Raw genomic sequence first — 13943 nt, 5'->3', positions numbered from 1 at the left:
CAACAGGTTCAACTCTCCACAGGCCCGTTATCGGCACCCGGGAAATTTTAAAATCGCAGTGAATTCAGGCTATCAGCCGTTGATCTCGATCTTGCGCGGCTTCATCGCCTCGGGCACTTCACGCACCAGCTCAATGTGCAGCAAGCCGTTTTTCAGGTCGGCCCCTTTTACCCGCACATAGTCGGCCAGCTGGAAGCGGCGCTCGAAACCACGTTCGGCGATCCCCTGATAGAGATAGTTGCGTCCGGTGTCGGCCTGCTTGTTGCCCTTCACCGTCAGCAGATTTTCCTGGAAGCTCAGCTCCAGCTCTTCCTGGGTAAAGCCCGCCACCGCCATGCTGATGCGGTAGTCGTTGTCACCCAGCTGCTCGATGTTGTAGGGGGGATAACCGGCATTGCCATTGCTGGCCGCAGATTCGATGAGATTGGCCAGACGATCGAAACCGATGGCAGAACGATAGAGCGGAGAAAAGTCGATAGAACGCATAGTATTACCCTCTTGTGAGCGATAACGGATTGTTTACCCTCCTTATGGACGGGCGCCTGGTCGAAACCTCTGTCGAGCGTTCCGGCCTTGTTACCTATATAGGGGCTCACTTTTTCCTTTCAAGGGGATTTTTTCAAATTTTTTAAATGGCCACACTTATCACCCTGTTGGCCCGATAGTGATGATAATCGACCCGTGGGCCACTGATGGCAACTCGCTCCGCACCCCATAATTGGTTGCATATCCACCTGCCAATATGGAGTCTCCCATGAAGATTACCCTGGTTCGCAACGCCACCCTGCTGCTCGACTATGCCGGCACCCGCTTTCTGATCGACCCCATGCTCTCGGCCAAGGGTGCCTTCCCCGGCTTTGCGGGCACCGCCAACAGCCAGCTGCGCAATCCTCTGGTCGAGCTGCCGCTGCCGATCGATGAGCTGGTCGATGTGGACGCCGTGATCGTCACCCACAATCATCCCGACCACTGGGATGACGCCGCCAGAGCCCTGATCCCCAAACATCTGCCGATCTTGGTACAACATCAGAAGGATGCCGATGCCATTCGTGCCAGTGGCTTTGAGGATGTGTGCCTGCTGAGCGACCAGCCGGAGTTTGCCGGTATTCGCCTGCAGCAGACCGGTGGCCAGCACGGCAGCGATCAACTGATGGCGGTACTGGGCGAGCGTATGGGAGAGGTGTGCGGCGTGGTCTTCTACCACCCCGATGAACAGCGTCTCTATCTGGCCGGTGATACCATCTGGCATCCCTCGGTCGAGCAAGCCCTGCAACAGCATCAGCCCGAGGTCATCATCCTCAACTGTGGCGATGCACAGGTGCCCGGGCTCGGTTCCATCATCATGGGCAAGGTGGATGTCGCAGCCGTATATCAGGCCGCACCGCAGGCCACGCTGATCGCCAGCCATATGGAGGCGGTCAACCACGCAGTGCTGTCACGTCAGGAACTTCATACCTATCTGACCGAGCGAGGCATGATGGATCGGGTGCGGATACCGGCGGATGGCGAGGTTCTCTCACTGTAACTGACTGGGCCATGCCGCACATATCGCATGGCCCTTCGGCTTTCACTGCCGAACGCTTATGATGAGAGTCCTGCGCGCAGAGAGGAGTCAACACCATGCCCACCCCGATCGTTGCCGTGGTGACCTTCGATCACTTCAGCCCTTTTCACTGCGCCGTCCCCTGCCTCATCTTCGGCGATATTCTGCCGGGCCAGCCGCTTTTCGAGCTCAAGATCTGCTGCGGCGATGGCAACCGCCACTCACACTCGGCGCAAGGCTTCACCATTCAGGCTCCCCATGGGCTGGAGGTACTGACCGAGGCGGAGATCATCGTCATCCCCTTCTGGCACGACCCGGCAGCACGGCCACCGACGGCGCTGCTCGATGCCCTGATTGCCGCCAGAGCCAGAGGTGCACGGCTGGTCGGGCTCTGTCTCGGCACCTATGTGCTCGCCTATGCCGGACTGCTCAATGGTCGCAAGGCATCGACCCACTGGGAGTACGAACAGGATTTCTGCCGCCGCTTTCCCTGCGTACAGCTCGATACCAACGCCCTCTATGTCGATGACGATGGGTTGGTCACCTCGGCAGGCACCGCCGCCGGACTGGACTGCTGCCTCTATCTGGTGCGCCAGTACCACGGCTCGGCCATCGCCAACAAGGTGGCACGGCGGCTGGTGATCCCGCCTCACCGGGAAGGGGGTCAGGCCCAGTTTATCGAGCAGCCGGTGCCCACCTCCACCCGCGATGTTCGGATGAACCAGTTGCTCGATCACCTGCGCGCTCATCTGGCAGAGCCCCATACCCTGGATTCTCTGGCGGCCCACACCCTGATGAGCCGACGCACCTTTACCCGCCGTTTTCATCAGGCTACCGGTCTCTCGGTGGGTGAATGGCTGCTGGCGGAACGGCTCAGGCATAGTCAGGAACTGCTGGAGGAAAGCGGCCACTCCATCGATCGCATTGCCGAGCTGGTCGGCTTCAAGAGTGCCACCTCCCTGCGCAATCACTTTCGTGCCCGCTTTGCCATCTCCCCCAGCGAGTGGCGACGCTCTTTTCGTGGCCATAATGTCTGATACCCTGATTCGATGTTTCACGTGGAACGTGCCCCCCTGAAAACGAAAAAAGCCGCTCACAAGGAGCGGCTTTTTGCTGTCTGACTACGTCGATTAGACGTCGAGGTTGGCTACGCGCAGGGCGTTGGTCTCGATAAAGTCACGACGCGGCTCAACGGCATCACCCATCAGGGTGGAGAAGAGCTGGTCGGCACCGACGGCGTCGTCGATGGTGACGCGCAGCATGCGACGGGCTTCCGGATCCATGGTGGTTTCCCACAGCTGGTCCGGGTTCATCTCACCCAGTCCTTTATAGCGCTGGATGTAGATACCGCGCTTGCCTTCGCCCATCAGCCACTCGACGGCTTCCACGAAGTTGGCAACCGGTTTGACCTTCTCGCCACGCTTGATGAAACCACCCTCTTCGATCAGGTTGGCGATCTCCTTGCCCAGCGAAACCAGCTGACGGTATTCACCGGATTGCAGGAAGTCGTAGCTGAGCGGATATTCGCGGTCGACACCGTGCTGACGTACCACGGCGTGCGGCACGTACAGGCTGCGCTCTTCGTCACGGCGAACCTGGATCTGGTACTGGATACCGTGGTTGCTCTCGTTGAGCACGGCTTCCATACCCTGACACCAGGCCAGCAGATCGCTCTCGCTAGTCAGCAGAGCTTCGTTCAGCTCAGGCTGATAGATCAGCTGGGTCAGCACGGCTTCCGGCGCGCGGCGAGACATGCGGGTGATCAGGTGAGTCACCGAGCGATGCTGGTTGACCAGACGCTCCAGCGCCTCGCCACCGATGGCCGGGGCAGATTCGTTGACGTGCAGGGTTGCACCATCCAGCGCCATGGCGGTCTGGTACTGCAGCAGCGCATCTTCGTCTTTCAGATACTGCTCCTGCTTGCCCTTCTTCACTTTGTAGAGCGGCGGCTGGGCAATGTAGACGTAGCCACGTTCGATGATTTCAGGCATCTGACGATAGAAGAAGGTCAGCAGCAGGGTACGAATGTGGGCACCATCGACGTCCGCATCGGTCATGATGATGATGTTGTGGTAACGCAGCTTGTCCGGGTTGTACTCGTCACGACCGATACCGCAGCCCAGCGCGGTGATCAGAGTGCCCACCTCTTGCGAGGAGATCATCTTGTCGAAACGGGCCTTCTCTACGTTCAGGATCTTGCCCTTGAGCGGCAGAATGGCCTGGTTTTTACGGTTGCGACCCTGCTTGGCGGAACCGCCAGCAGAGTCCCCTTCCACTATGTAGAGTTCGGAGAGAGCCGGGTCTTTTTCCTGACAGTCAGCCAGCTTGCCGGGCAGACCGGCAATATCCAGCGCGCCTTTGCGGCGAGTCAGTTCGCGAGCCTTGCGAGCTGCTTCACGGGCCCGGGCTGCATCGATGATCTTGTTGACCACGATCTTGGCATCGCCCGGGTTTTCCAGCAGGAAGTCGGCCAGCTTCTCACCCATCGCCTGTTCAACGGCGGTCTTCACTTCGGAAGAGACCAGCTTGTCTTTGGTCTGGGAGGAGAACTTGGGATCCGGCACCTTGACGGAGATAACGGCAATCAAACCTTCACGGACGTCGTCGCCACTGGCGGCAGACTTGGCCTTCTTGCTGTAGTCCTCTTTGTCCATGTAGGAGTTCAGAGTACGGGTCAGCGCGGTACGGAAGCCAACCAGGTGAGTACCACCATCCCGCTGCGGGATGTTGTTGGTGAAGCAGTAAACCCCTTCCTGATAGGCATCGTTCCACTGCATCGCCACTTCAACACCGATGCCATCCTGCTCGGTGGTGAAATGGAACACCTTCGGGTGGATCGGGGTCTTGTTCTGGTTCAGGTATTCAACGAATGCCTTGATACCACCCTCATAGCAGAAATGCGCCTCGCGGCCATCACGCTCGTCCAGCAGACGAATGGAAACACCGGAGTTGAGGAAGGAGAGCTCACGCAGGCGCTTGGCCAGGATCTCGTAGTGATACAGGGTATCGGTAAAGATGGTCGGGCTCGGCCAGAAGCGAACTTCGGTACCGGTGCCAGTGCTGTCACCAATCTGCTTGAGCGGCGCTTGCGGCTCACCCAGATGATAGGTCTGCTCGTAGACGTGGCCGTTGCGACGAATGGTCAGCAACAGCTTGTCAGAGAGGGCGTTAACTACCGAGACACCCACGCCGTGCAGGCCGCCGGATACCTTGTAGGAGTTGTCATCAAACTTACCGCCAGCGTGCAGCACGGTCATGATGACCTCTGCGGCGGAGCGGCCCTCCTCCTCGTGCATGTCTACCGGGATACCCCGGCCATTGTCACGCACAGAGACAGAGCCGTCGGAATGGATCTTGACCTGAATATCGGAGCAGTAGCCAGCGAGCGCCTCGTCAATGGAGTTATCGACGACCTCGAACACCATATGGTGCAGACCCGAGCCATCATCCGTATCGCCGATATACATCCCCGGGCGCTTGCGGACCGCATCCAGGCCCTTCAGCACCTTGATATTCGAGGAGTCGTAAGTATTTTCACTCATAGCTTACTCTCTGCCTTCTCTAACGTTTCGGAGATTTTACCCTGTTCCACGTGGAACAACTTGCAGTCATTCGCATCCATCATGTCTGCGAGCTGACCGGTATCGATGGCGGTGATAAACACCTGGGACGCACACTGCTTCAGCCTTGCGGCCAGCAAGCGGCGCTTGTCGACATCCAGTTCAGAGGCAAAATCGTCAATTAAAAAAATACAGCCACGGCTGCTATGTTGATTCAAATAGAGCCCTTGGGCCAGTCGCATGGCGCAGACCAGCAACTTCAGCTGACCCCGGGACAAAATATCCTGAGCGGGTACCCCGTTCGCCTTGAGGCGCACATCGGCTTTCTGTGGACCGACACCGGTATAGCCCAGCGCCCGATCCCGCTCAAACCCCGCCTCCAGCAAATCGCCGAGGGGAGTATCTTTCTCCCAGCCCCGGTAAAAGCCGAGACTGATATCGAATTCCGGCAGAAAATCCGCCGTCATCTCCTTGATCAGGGGCGTAATGGCCTGACAATAACTGGCGCGAAACTCGGCCAGTTCACCACCCAGCCGCACCAACTCCTGATCCCAGAACGCCAATTGGCGATATTGGGTGCTCTGACGCAACAGCGCATTACGCTGTTTCAACAGCCGCCGCACTCGCCCCCACAGGGCAAAAAAGGTGGTTTCTTGATGAAACACACCCCAATCGAGCCAGGCACGGCGAGCCTGCGGCCCCCCGGTCAGCAGATTGAAGCCATCCGGATGGATGAGCTGCACCGGCAGCAGTTCGGCCAGATCGGCCAGCCGCTGCGCTTGCGCTCCGGCAATCTTGAGCTGGGTCTCGCCACTCTTGTCTTTGGCAAGACCGATCGGCACTTGACGCCCCTCCAGTTCACACTGGGCAAACAGGGTAAAGGCCCTCTCTCCCTGGCGGATAACCCGCCCGGTCAGATGAGTGCGAAAGGAGCGCCCCAGACCAAGGTAGTGAATGGCTTCCAGCACGCTGGTCTTGCCGCTGCCGTTGCACCCGACCAGGATATTGAGGCCGGGTGACAGCGCGAGACTGGCTTGCTGGATATTGCGAAAGTCGCTGAGCTGGAGTTTGACCAGAGACACGACTAGATCCGCATCGGCATTACCACGTACTGAGCATCCTGATTTTCAAAATCCTCAATAATGGCGCTGCTGACGGAATCGCTCAGGCTAACCCGGATTTGGTCACATTTTAACGTATTCAGCACGTCCAGCACATAAGAGACGTTGAATCCGATCTCCATCTCGCCAGCAGCATATTGTACGTCAAGCAACTCTTCCGCTTCTTCCTGTTCCGGGTTGTTGGCGGTGATGCGCAGCAGGTTTTCCTGCAGATTGAGACGCACTCCACGGAATTTCTCATTGGAGAGGATAGCGGCCCGGGCAAACGCCTGACGCAGATCCTCACGACCGGCGATCAGGGCCTTGTCGCTGTTGCGCGGAATGACACGGCGCCAGTCCGGGAAGCGGCCATCGACCAGCTTGGAAGTAAAGATAAAACCGTCCAGCGCAGCGCGCAGGTTGCTGCGACCGATCTGCAGCCGGACCGGCTTGTCTTCGGCTTCCAGCAGACGCACCAGCTCCAGCACCCCTTTGCGCGGCAGGATGACCTGATGATCGGGTAGCGATTCCCCTACCACCTCGCGACGGCAGGTAGCCAGACGGTGGCCGTCGGTCGCCACGGTACGCAGGCCGTGACCTTCGCTCTCGAACAGCATGCCGTTCAGGTAGTAGCGCACATCCTGGCTGGCCATGGAGAACTGGGTCGCGTCGATCAGCTTTTTCAGCTCCAGCTGGCTGATATCGAACTCGAGCACGGATTCCCAATCCTCGATGTTCGGATACTCGGTCGCTGGCAGGGTCGAGAGGTTGAAGCGGGAGCGACCGGATCGGATGATCAGGCGCTCACCTTCGGTATTGAGACGGATCTCGGCGCCTTCCGGCAGACCACGACAGATATCCAGCAGCTTGCGCGCCGGTACGGTAGTGCGGCCATCTTCACTGGCCCCGCTCAGATAGACCTGACCGATCATCTCTACTTCGAGATCGGTGCCGGTCAGTGACAGCAGACCGTTGCTGACATCAAGCAGCACGTTGCCGAGGATCGGCAGGGTCGGTCGGCCGCCGAGGGCGCCAGACACCAGTTGCAGAGGACGTAACAGGGCCTCACGGCTAATTTCGAGCTGCATCTGTGCTCTCCGTTGTGATTAGGAGGAAAAGATTCGGAGCAGGTTGGAATATTCGCGCTGCATCTGTCCACTCCATTCCGTTATCAGGAAGAAAGGGTACGGATCAGGTTGGAATAGTCCTCCTTGATGTCGTGACTCTCCTCCTTCAGCTGCTCGATCTTGCGGCAGGCATGAAGAACGGTAGTGTGGTCACGGCCACCAAAGGCATCACCTATCTCCGGCAAACTGTGGTTGGTCAGCTCCTTGGCCAGTGCCATCGCCAGCTGACGCGGGCGGGCCACGGAGCGGGATCGACGCTTGGAGAGCAGATCCGCCAGCTTGATCTTGTAGTACTCCGCCACCGTTTTCTGGATATTGTCGATGGTGACCAGCTTCTCCTGCAGTGCCAACAGATCGCGCAGCGCTTCGCGCACGAAATCGATATTGATGGCACGGCCGGTGAAGTTGGCGTTGGCGATCACCCGGTTGAGGGCGCCTTCCAGTTCACGGACGTTGGATCGCAGACGTTTGGCAATGAAAAAGGCCACTTCGTCCGGCAGATGGATCTGGTTCTCGTCTGCCTTGCGCATCAGGATGGCGACGCGGGTCTCCAGCTCCGGCGGTTCGATCGCCACGGTCAGGCCCCAGCCAAAGCGGGACTTGAGGCGATCCTCGACACCGTTGATCTCCTTCGGATAGCGATCCGAGGTCAGGATGATCTGCTGATTACCTTCCAGCAAGGCATTGAAGGTATGGAAGAACTCCTCCTGGGAGCGCTCCTTGTTGGCGAAGAACTGGATGTCATCGATGAGCAGGGCATCGACGCTGCGGTAATAACGCTTGAACTCTTCAATGGCGTTATTTTGCAGCGCTTTCACCATGTCTTGCACGAACCGCTCGGAGTGCATGTAGATGACTTTGGCATCTTTCTTACTCTCCTTGATGGCATTGCCAACGGCGTGCAGCAGGTGGGTTTTACCCAGACCGGTGCCGCCATAGAGGAACAGCGGGTTGTAAGCACCACCCGGATTGTCCGCTACCTGACGGGCAGCCGCACGCGCCAACTGGTTGGACTTACCCTCGACGAAATTCTCGAAGGTATAGTTCACGTTGGTGTTGCTCTTGTGGTTCGGCTCAGGCTTGGTTTCGGGCTTGCGTTCCCAGCTCTTCTGCAAGTTATTCACAGGCGCAACACCCTGCGCCGGCGCTCTGCTTGCGGCGACGGTGACAGGGTGGGGACGATTGCCAATATCAAAACGCAGCGCAGGGCCATCGACCCCGCACAGTTCGTTGATGATGCCATTCACCCGGATGAGGTACTTGTCTCGTACCCAGTCCAGAACGAAGCGATTCGGTGCATACAGGGTCAGAGTATTGTCACTCAACTCCGCTTGAAGCGGCCGGATCCACATGCTGAATTCTGCCGAGGGCAACTCATCTTGCAGCCGGTTAAGGCACTGCTGCCATAGCGAAGCAGTCACTCTAAACTCCTGTCAATTGATTAACTAAAGACCGGCTATTCTACGTTTTTAGCCGTCGGATCTCCAGCCGTGACCCCGCGGATCCAGCAAATAAGATCCTTGACTTTCAAGGATCCAGCGCCCCTGGATCATCTTTCATCCCCAAAGTTACCCACAGCTTGATCCACTGCTGCAACGGGCAGATCCGGTGCTTCACTCCTGTTATTTCATATAACCAAATGACATTTATTTTTTAAATTTTATTCCAATAACATCAGCGCCAAACCAGCTATTACAACTACAAATACAAGACATTGAGAGAGAGAAACACCATGAAAAAATCTATCAAACTGATTTCCGGCGCAGCCATCCTGCTCGCCGCCCTGTCCGGTCAAGCGATCGCCCAAGAGACCATCAAGGTCGGCATGTCTGGCAAATATTTCCCGTTCACCTTCGTCAAGCAGGACAAGCTGCAGGGCTTCGAGGTGGATATGTGGAACCAGATCGGCGAGCGTACCGGTTACAAGGTCGAATTCGTGACCGCCAGCTTCTCCGGCCTGTTCGGCATGCTGGAAACCGGCCGTGTCGACACCATCTCCAACCAGATCACCATCACCGACGAGCGCAAGGCGAAGTACGACTTCTCCCAGCCCTACGTCTATGACGGCGCCCAAATCGTGGTCCGTCAGGGCAACACCACCATCCACGGCATCAAGGATCTGGAAGGCAAGAAAGTCGCGGTCAACCTGGGCTCCAATTTTGAGCAGCTGCTGCGCAAGAACGATCCGGACAACAAGATCGATATCCGCACCTATGACTCCGCCTTCGAACAGGATGTCGCTTTGGGCCGCATCGATGCCTTTGTGATGGACCGCGTCTCTACCGCCCAGCTGATCAAAGAGTCCAAACTGCCGCTGCAACAGGCAGGCGCACCGTTCGAAACCATCGAAAACGCCCTGCCCTTCCTGAAGACGCCGGAGAAGCAGGCACTGCTCAAAAAGGTGGATGAGGCTCTGAGTGCCATGCGCAAAGATGGCTCCCTGCGTCAAATCTCCGAGAAATGGTTCGCATCCGACATCACCGACAAATAAATGATGCATTTCGATCTCGAGTACACCCTGGGGCTGTTTCCCATCCTGCTCAAATATCTGGGCACCACGATGGAAATGGCCCTGTGGGGATTCGTGTTGGCACTCGTACTGTCGCTGGCCCTGGCGATAGTACGGGTCTTTCGCGTCCCCGTTATTCACTGGCTGGCGATGCTCTATATCTCGTTTTTTCGGGGTACACCGCTGCTCGTCCAGCTGTTCCTGCTCTATTACGGGCTGCCGCAGCTATTCCCACTCTTCGTCGGGATGGATGCCTTCACCGCCGCCATCATAGGCCTGACCCTGCACTTTGCCGCCTACATGGCCGAGTCGATCCGGGCCTCTATCATCGGTATCAACAAGAGCCAGATGGAGGCGGCGCTCAGTATCGGCATGAGTCGATTGCAGGCCATGCAGCGGATCATCCTGCCGCAGGCGGCACGCATCGCGATGCCGTCGCTGATGAACTACTTCATCGACATGATCAAAAGCACCTCGCTAGCATTCACCCTGGGGGTAGCCGAGATCATGGGCAAGGCACAGATGGAGGCCGCCTCCTCCTTCAAGTTCTTCGAGAGCTTCATGGCGGTGGCGCTTATCTACTGGGTGGTGGTTATCTTCTTCACCCGCTTGCAGCACCTGCTGGAAGCGCACCTTAACCGCGCCTATTAAAGGAGGGCTCAATGATCAAGCTAACCGGCCTCTCCAAGGCATATCACGGCAATCAGGTGCTCAACGGCATCGATCTGGAGGTAAAAAAGGGGGAAATTGTCGTCATCATCGGCCCTTCAGGCACCGGCAAGTCGACCCTGCTGCGCTGCCTCAACCTGCTGGAGACCCCGGATGCGGGCAACCTGGCCATCGACGACCTTGAGCTCAATCTGGCAAATGCCAGCGAGCAACAGGCGATCGAGCTGCGCAAGCGCGCCTCCTTCGTGTTCCAGAACTACGCCCTGTTTGCCAACAAGACAGCGCAGGAGAACATCGCCGAAGGGCTGATCACCGTCTGGAAGCAGCCAAAAGCCGAGGCCCGCGCCACTGCGCTCGGCATCCTCAAAGAGATTGGCCTCGCCGACAAGCAGGACGCCTATCCGGCGTCCCTCTCCGGTGGTCAGCAACAGCGGGTCGGCATCGGCCGGGCCATGGCGGCCCACTCCAAAGTCATCTTGTTCGACGAACCCACTTCGGCCCTCGATCCCGAGTGGGTCGACGAGGTGCTGGGGTTGATGAAAGCCTTGGCACGCCAGCACCAGACCATGGTGGTAGTGACCCATGAGATTGAATTTGCTCGTGATGTTGCCGATCGGGTGATCTTCATGGAAGGGGGTCGGATCGTCGAACAGGGCCCGCCGGATCAGATATTGGTCGATCCCAAGGATCCCCGTACCCGGGAGTTCTTGCGGAAAGTCCTTAAATAGCTCTCTCTTTGGCGGCCTGGCCGCCTTTTTTATTGAGGGATCCCTTGTTTAACCTCGGGTTGCCAGTATAATCCGGAGCCCTTGATCCTCTGGATCCTCACACTCGGCAGCGGCCTTTTGCAAGACCACGGCAGGATGAGAGGGAACGGCGGATTGACTAAAAGCCGAACTCTGTTTAGAATTCGGCCTCTTTTGCTAGTCGTCACACGCTATAGCTGGCGCGTCGGCTAAGTGTGACAATCAAAACTGTACAGAAATACGGAATCGAATCATGAAACGTACTTTTCAACCGTCCAACCTGAAGCGCAAGCGCTCTCACGGTTTCCGCGCCCGCATGGCAACTGCCAACGGTCGTAAAGTTCTGGCCGCTCGTCGTGCCAAGGGTCGTGCCCGTCTGGTAGTTTAATGCCTACCCAGCACACCTTCTCTCGGGAGTTACGTCTGTTAACTCCCGAACACTTCAAACGCGTTTTCGCCGAGCCTGTCCGGGCTGCTTCCCCGCAAATTACGCTTCTCGCCTGCCCCAATTCACTCGAACACCCTCGTCTTGGTCTCGCTGTGCCTAAAAAAGCACTCAAGCGTGCCGTTTGGCGTAACCGTGTCAAACGGGTGGTTCGGGAAAGTTTCCGCCTCAAACAACATCAGCTGCCCGCTATCGACATCGTGGTGATCGCCAAGGCCGGTGTGAAAGAGATGGATAACGAGGAACTGTTCAAGTTACTGGAAAAGCTATGGCGCACTCTGTCACGCCGTTGCAATGGGTAGCAATCAAACTGATACGCCTGTATCAGCTAATCATTAGCCCTCTGCTCGGGCCGCGCTGCCGTTTCACTCCAACTTGTTCCCAATTTGCGATAGAAGCCATCCGACTTCACGGTTTCATAAAAGGCGTTTGGTTAGCTAGCAAACGTCTATTAAAATGCCATCCCTTATCCGAGGGTGGTTATGACCCGGTTCCGCAACCAAAGCGAAGAAACTGAAGACTATGCAATCACAACGCAATCTACTCCTGATCGGTTTGCTGTTCGTGAGCTTTCTGCTCTGGCAACAGTGGCAGTCTGACAAGGCTCCGAAACCGGCCCCGACTACCGTGGCCCAAACCGAACATTTCGTACCTGAAGCCGGTCAGACCGGTGATATTCCTCAGGTTTCCGAGCAAGCCAACGCGACTGCCGCACGCAAGCTGATCACCGTCTCCTCCGACGTGCTCAAGCTGACCCTGGATACCCAGGGTGGTGACGTCGTGTCTGCCGAACTGCTGTCTCACAAACTGGAAGAGGGCAAGGACCAACCGTTCGTGCTGCTGACCAGCCAGCCAGAGCACCTCTATATCGCCCAGAGCGGTCTGGTGGGTCGCAACGGTCCGGACAGTCAGGCCGAAGGTCGTCCTACCTATGAAGCCGCCCAGACCAGCTATCAGCTGGCCGATGGTCAGGATCAAGTCGTCGTTCCGATGACCTGGACCGACAGCAAGGGCGTAGTCTTCACCAAGGAGTTCATCCTCAAGCGTGGCGACTATGCCATTGGCGTTGATTACAAGATCGACAACAAATCTGCCGAGCCGGTTCAGGTGCAGTTCTATGGTCAGCTGAAGCAGACCGTAGCAACGCCGAAGGATCAGGAAGGTCATGCCATGGTAGCCAGCGCTTACCGTGGTGGTGCTTTCTCCAGCGAAGAGACTCGCTACAAGAAGTACACCTTCGACGAGATGAAAGATGCCGACCTGAACAAGACCACCAAGGGTGGTTGGGTCGCCATGCTGCAACACTACTTCGTCTCTGCCTGGGCACCGAATGCCGACGATACCAACAGCTTCTACAGCCGCGTGATCCCTGGTAAAGGCCAGGCCATCATCGGTTACAAAGCGCCGCTGGTAGACGTGGCCGCTGGCCAACAGGCTGAAGTGACCAGCAAGCTGTGGGTTGGTCCCAAGCTGCAAGACCAGATGGCCAAGGTGGCTAACCACCTCGACCTGACCGTCGACTACGGCTGGCTGTGGTTCATCGCCCAACCGCTGCACTGGCTGCTGACCGTGTTCCACGGTTTCGTCCAGAACTGGGGTCTGGCCATCATCATGCTGACCCTGCTGGTGCGCGGCATCATGTTCCCGCTGACCAAGGCCCAGTACACCTCCATGGCCAAGATGCGCATGCTGCAACCCAAGATTGCGGCCCTGCGTGAGCGCTTCGGCGACGATCGCCAGAAGATGTCTCAGGGCATGATGGAGCTGTACAAGAAGGAGAAGGTCAACCCGCTGGGTGGCTGCCTGCCGATCCTGGTTCAGATGCCGATCTTCATCGCTCTTTACTGGGCACTGATGGAATCCGTCGAACTGCGTCACGCGCCATTTGCCCTGTGGATCACTGACCTGTCAGTGAAGGACCCCTTCTTCGTGCTGCCAATCCTCATGGGTGCCTCCATGTGGTATCTGCAGAAGATGAGCCCGACCACCGTGACCGACCCGATGCAGCAGAAAGTGATGCAGTTCATGCCGATCATCTTCACTTTCATGTTCCTCTGGTTCCCGGCTGGCCTGACTCTGTACTGGTTGGTGAGCAACGTCATCTCCATTACCCAGCAGACCATCATCTATCGTCAGCTGGAGAAGAAAGGCCTGCACACTCGCAACTGATGCGCAGCTAATCTTCCCGTGATGACAAAAGAGGCGGCCTTCGGGCCGCCTTTTTTATTACAATGTCTCCCACTA

14 protein-coding genes are annotated in these 13943 nt (G+C 57.4%); 9 read left to right on the top strand and 5 right to left on the bottom strand.

Annotated elements, in window-relative coordinates:
- Positions 1–72: 72 nt before the first annotated feature.
- A complete protein-coding gene (locus ACE1BR_RS07935; protein ID WP_005339298.1) occupies positions 73–486 on the bottom strand; it encodes an Hsp20 family protein in 414 nt (137 codons plus the stop codon).
- A gap of 268 nt (positions 487–754) precedes the next feature.
- Between ACE1BR_RS07935 and ACE1BR_RS07930 the strand changes: the two genes are divergently transcribed.
- Complete coding sequence (locus ACE1BR_RS07930; RefSeq protein WP_374869150.1) at positions 755–1525, top strand: MBL fold metallo-hydrolase; 771 nt, start codon at positions 755–757, stop codon at positions 1523–1525.
- 95 nt (positions 1526–1620) lie between these two features.
- A complete protein-coding gene (locus tag ACE1BR_RS07925) occupies positions 1621–2580 on the top strand; it encodes a helix-turn-helix domain-containing protein (RefSeq protein ID WP_374869148.1) in 960 nt (319 codons plus the stop codon).
- 93 nt (positions 2581–2673) lie between these two features.
- On the opposite strand, the gene gyrB is transcribed toward ACE1BR_RS07925, so the two are convergent.
- From gyrB to dnaA, 4 genes are all read right to left on the bottom strand, one after another.
- Positions 2674–5085 (bottom strand): DNA topoisomerase (ATP-hydrolyzing) subunit B, encoded by a 2412-nt coding sequence (gyrB, locus tag ACE1BR_RS07920; RefSeq protein ID WP_374869146.1) that lies wholly within the window; start codon positions 5083–5085, stop codon positions 2674–2676.
- Positions 5082–6185 (bottom strand): DNA replication/repair protein RecF, encoded by a 1104-nt coding sequence (gene recF, locus ACE1BR_RS07915; protein WP_374869144.1) that lies wholly within the window; start codon positions 6183–6185, stop codon positions 5082–5084. Before recF ends, gyrB begins: the two co-directional genes overlap by 4 nt.
- 2 nt (positions 6186–6187) lie before the next feature.
- Entirely contained in the window at positions 6188–7291 is a 1104-nt protein-coding gene (dnaN, locus tag ACE1BR_RS07910) for a DNA polymerase III subunit beta (protein ID WP_374869142.1), read from the bottom strand.
- An 83-nt stretch (positions 7292–7374) separates the two neighbouring features.
- Positions 7375–8751 (bottom strand): chromosomal replication initiator protein DnaA, encoded by a 1377-nt coding sequence (dnaA, locus tag ACE1BR_RS07905; protein WP_374869140.1) that lies wholly within the window; start codon positions 8749–8751, stop codon positions 7375–7377.
- Positions 8752–9062: 311 nt separating this feature from the next.
- On the opposite strand from dnaA, the gene ACE1BR_RS07900 reads away from it, so the two are divergent.
- The 7 genes from ACE1BR_RS07900 to yidC all read left to right on the top strand — a co-directional run bounded on the left by ACE1BR_RS07900 (position 9063) and on the right by yidC (position 13868).
- Positions 9063–9821, top strand: a complete 759-nt coding sequence (locus ACE1BR_RS07900; RefSeq protein ID WP_374869138.1) for an amino acid ABC transporter substrate-binding protein — start codon at positions 9063–9065, stop codon at positions 9819–9821.
- Positions 9822–10490 carry an amino acid ABC transporter permease gene (locus ACE1BR_RS07895; protein ID WP_374869136.1) on the top strand — a complete coding sequence of 223 codons (669 nt, stop codon included), beginning with the start codon at positions 9822–9824 and terminating at the stop codon, positions 10488–10490.
- Positions 10491–10501: 11 nt separating this feature from the next.
- A complete protein-coding gene (locus ACE1BR_RS07890; protein ID WP_374869134.1) occupies positions 10502–11236 on the top strand; it encodes an amino acid ABC transporter ATP-binding protein in 735 nt (244 codons plus the stop codon).
- 271 nt (positions 11237–11507) lie between these two features.
- The gene (gene rpmH, locus ACE1BR_RS07885; protein WP_005307156.1) at positions 11508–11642 is read left to right on the top strand and encodes a 50S ribosomal protein L34; all 135 of its coding nucleotides are present in this window, start codon (positions 11508–11510) and stop codon (positions 11640–11642) included.
- Positions 11642–12001, top strand: a complete 360-nt coding sequence (gene rnpA, locus ACE1BR_RS07880; protein ID WP_026457269.1) for a ribonuclease P protein component — start codon at positions 11642–11644, stop codon at positions 11999–12001. The genes rpmH and rnpA overlap by 1 nt, the downstream gene beginning before the upstream one ends.
- Positions 11968–12216: a membrane protein insertion efficiency factor YidD gene (gene yidD, locus ACE1BR_RS07875; protein ID WP_010672280.1), complete on the top strand. Its 249-nt coding sequence runs from the start codon at positions 11968–11970 to the stop codon at positions 12214–12216. Before rnpA ends, yidD begins: the two co-directional genes overlap by 34 nt.
- Positions 12217–12221: 5 nt before the next feature.
- On the top strand, positions 12222–13868 hold the full coding sequence (gene yidC, locus ACE1BR_RS07870) for a membrane protein insertase YidC (RefSeq protein ID WP_374869131.1): 1647 nt from the start codon (positions 12222–12224) through the stop codon (positions 13866–13868).
- Positions 13869–13943: the final 75 nt, after the last annotated feature.

The organism is Aeromonas sp. MdU4, from assembly GCF_041929505.1.
In the GTDB taxonomy this organism is placed as follows: domain Bacteria; phylum Pseudomonadota; class Gammaproteobacteria; order Enterobacterales; family Aeromonadaceae; genus Aeromonas.
Note: the sequence above shows the minus strand (reverse complement) of the source record. Positions and strands in the feature narration are given on the sequence as shown.

Coding starts and splice junctions, on each gene's coding strand:
- ACE1BR_RS07900 (WP_374869138.1), top strand. CDS start 9,063: ATGAAAAAATCTATCAAACTGATTTCCGGCGCAGCCATCCTGCTCGCC.
- rnpA (WP_026457269.1), top strand. CDS start 11,642: ATGCCTACCCAGCACACCTTCTCTCGGGAGTTACGTCTGTTAACTCCC.
- yidC (WP_374869131.1), top strand. CDS start 12,222: ATGCAATCACAACGCAATCTACTCCTGATCGGTTTGCTGTTCGTGAGC.
- ACE1BR_RS07895 (WP_374869136.1), top strand. CDS start 9,822: ATGATGCATTTCGATCTCGAGTACACCCTGGGGCTGTTTCCCATCCTG.
- rpmH (WP_005307156.1), top strand. CDS start 11,508: ATGAAACGTACTTTTCAACCGTCCAACCTGAAGCGCAAGCGCTCTCAC.
- yidD (WP_010672280.1), top strand. CDS start 11,968: ATGGCGCACTCTGTCACGCCGTTGCAATGGGTAGCAATCAAACTGATA.
- ACE1BR_RS07930 (WP_374869150.1), top strand. CDS start 755: ATGAAGATTACCCTGGTTCGCAACGCCACCCTGCTGCTCGACTATGCC.
- gyrB (WP_374869146.1), bottom strand. CDS start 5,085: ATGAGTGAAAATACTTACGACTCCTCGAATATCAAGGTGCTGAAGGGC.
- ACE1BR_RS07925 (WP_374869148.1), top strand. CDS start 1,621: ATGCCCACCCCGATCGTTGCCGTGGTGACCTTCGATCACTTCAGCCCT.
- dnaN (WP_374869142.1), bottom strand. CDS start 7,291: ATGCAGCTCGAAATTAGCCGTGAGGCCCTGTTACGTCCTCTGCAACTG.
- ACE1BR_RS07890 (WP_374869134.1), top strand. CDS start 10,502: ATGATCAAGCTAACCGGCCTCTCCAAGGCATATCACGGCAATCAGGTG.
- ACE1BR_RS07935 (WP_005339298.1), bottom strand. CDS start 486: ATGCGTTCTATCGACTTTTCTCCGCTCTATCGTTCTGCCATCGGTTTC.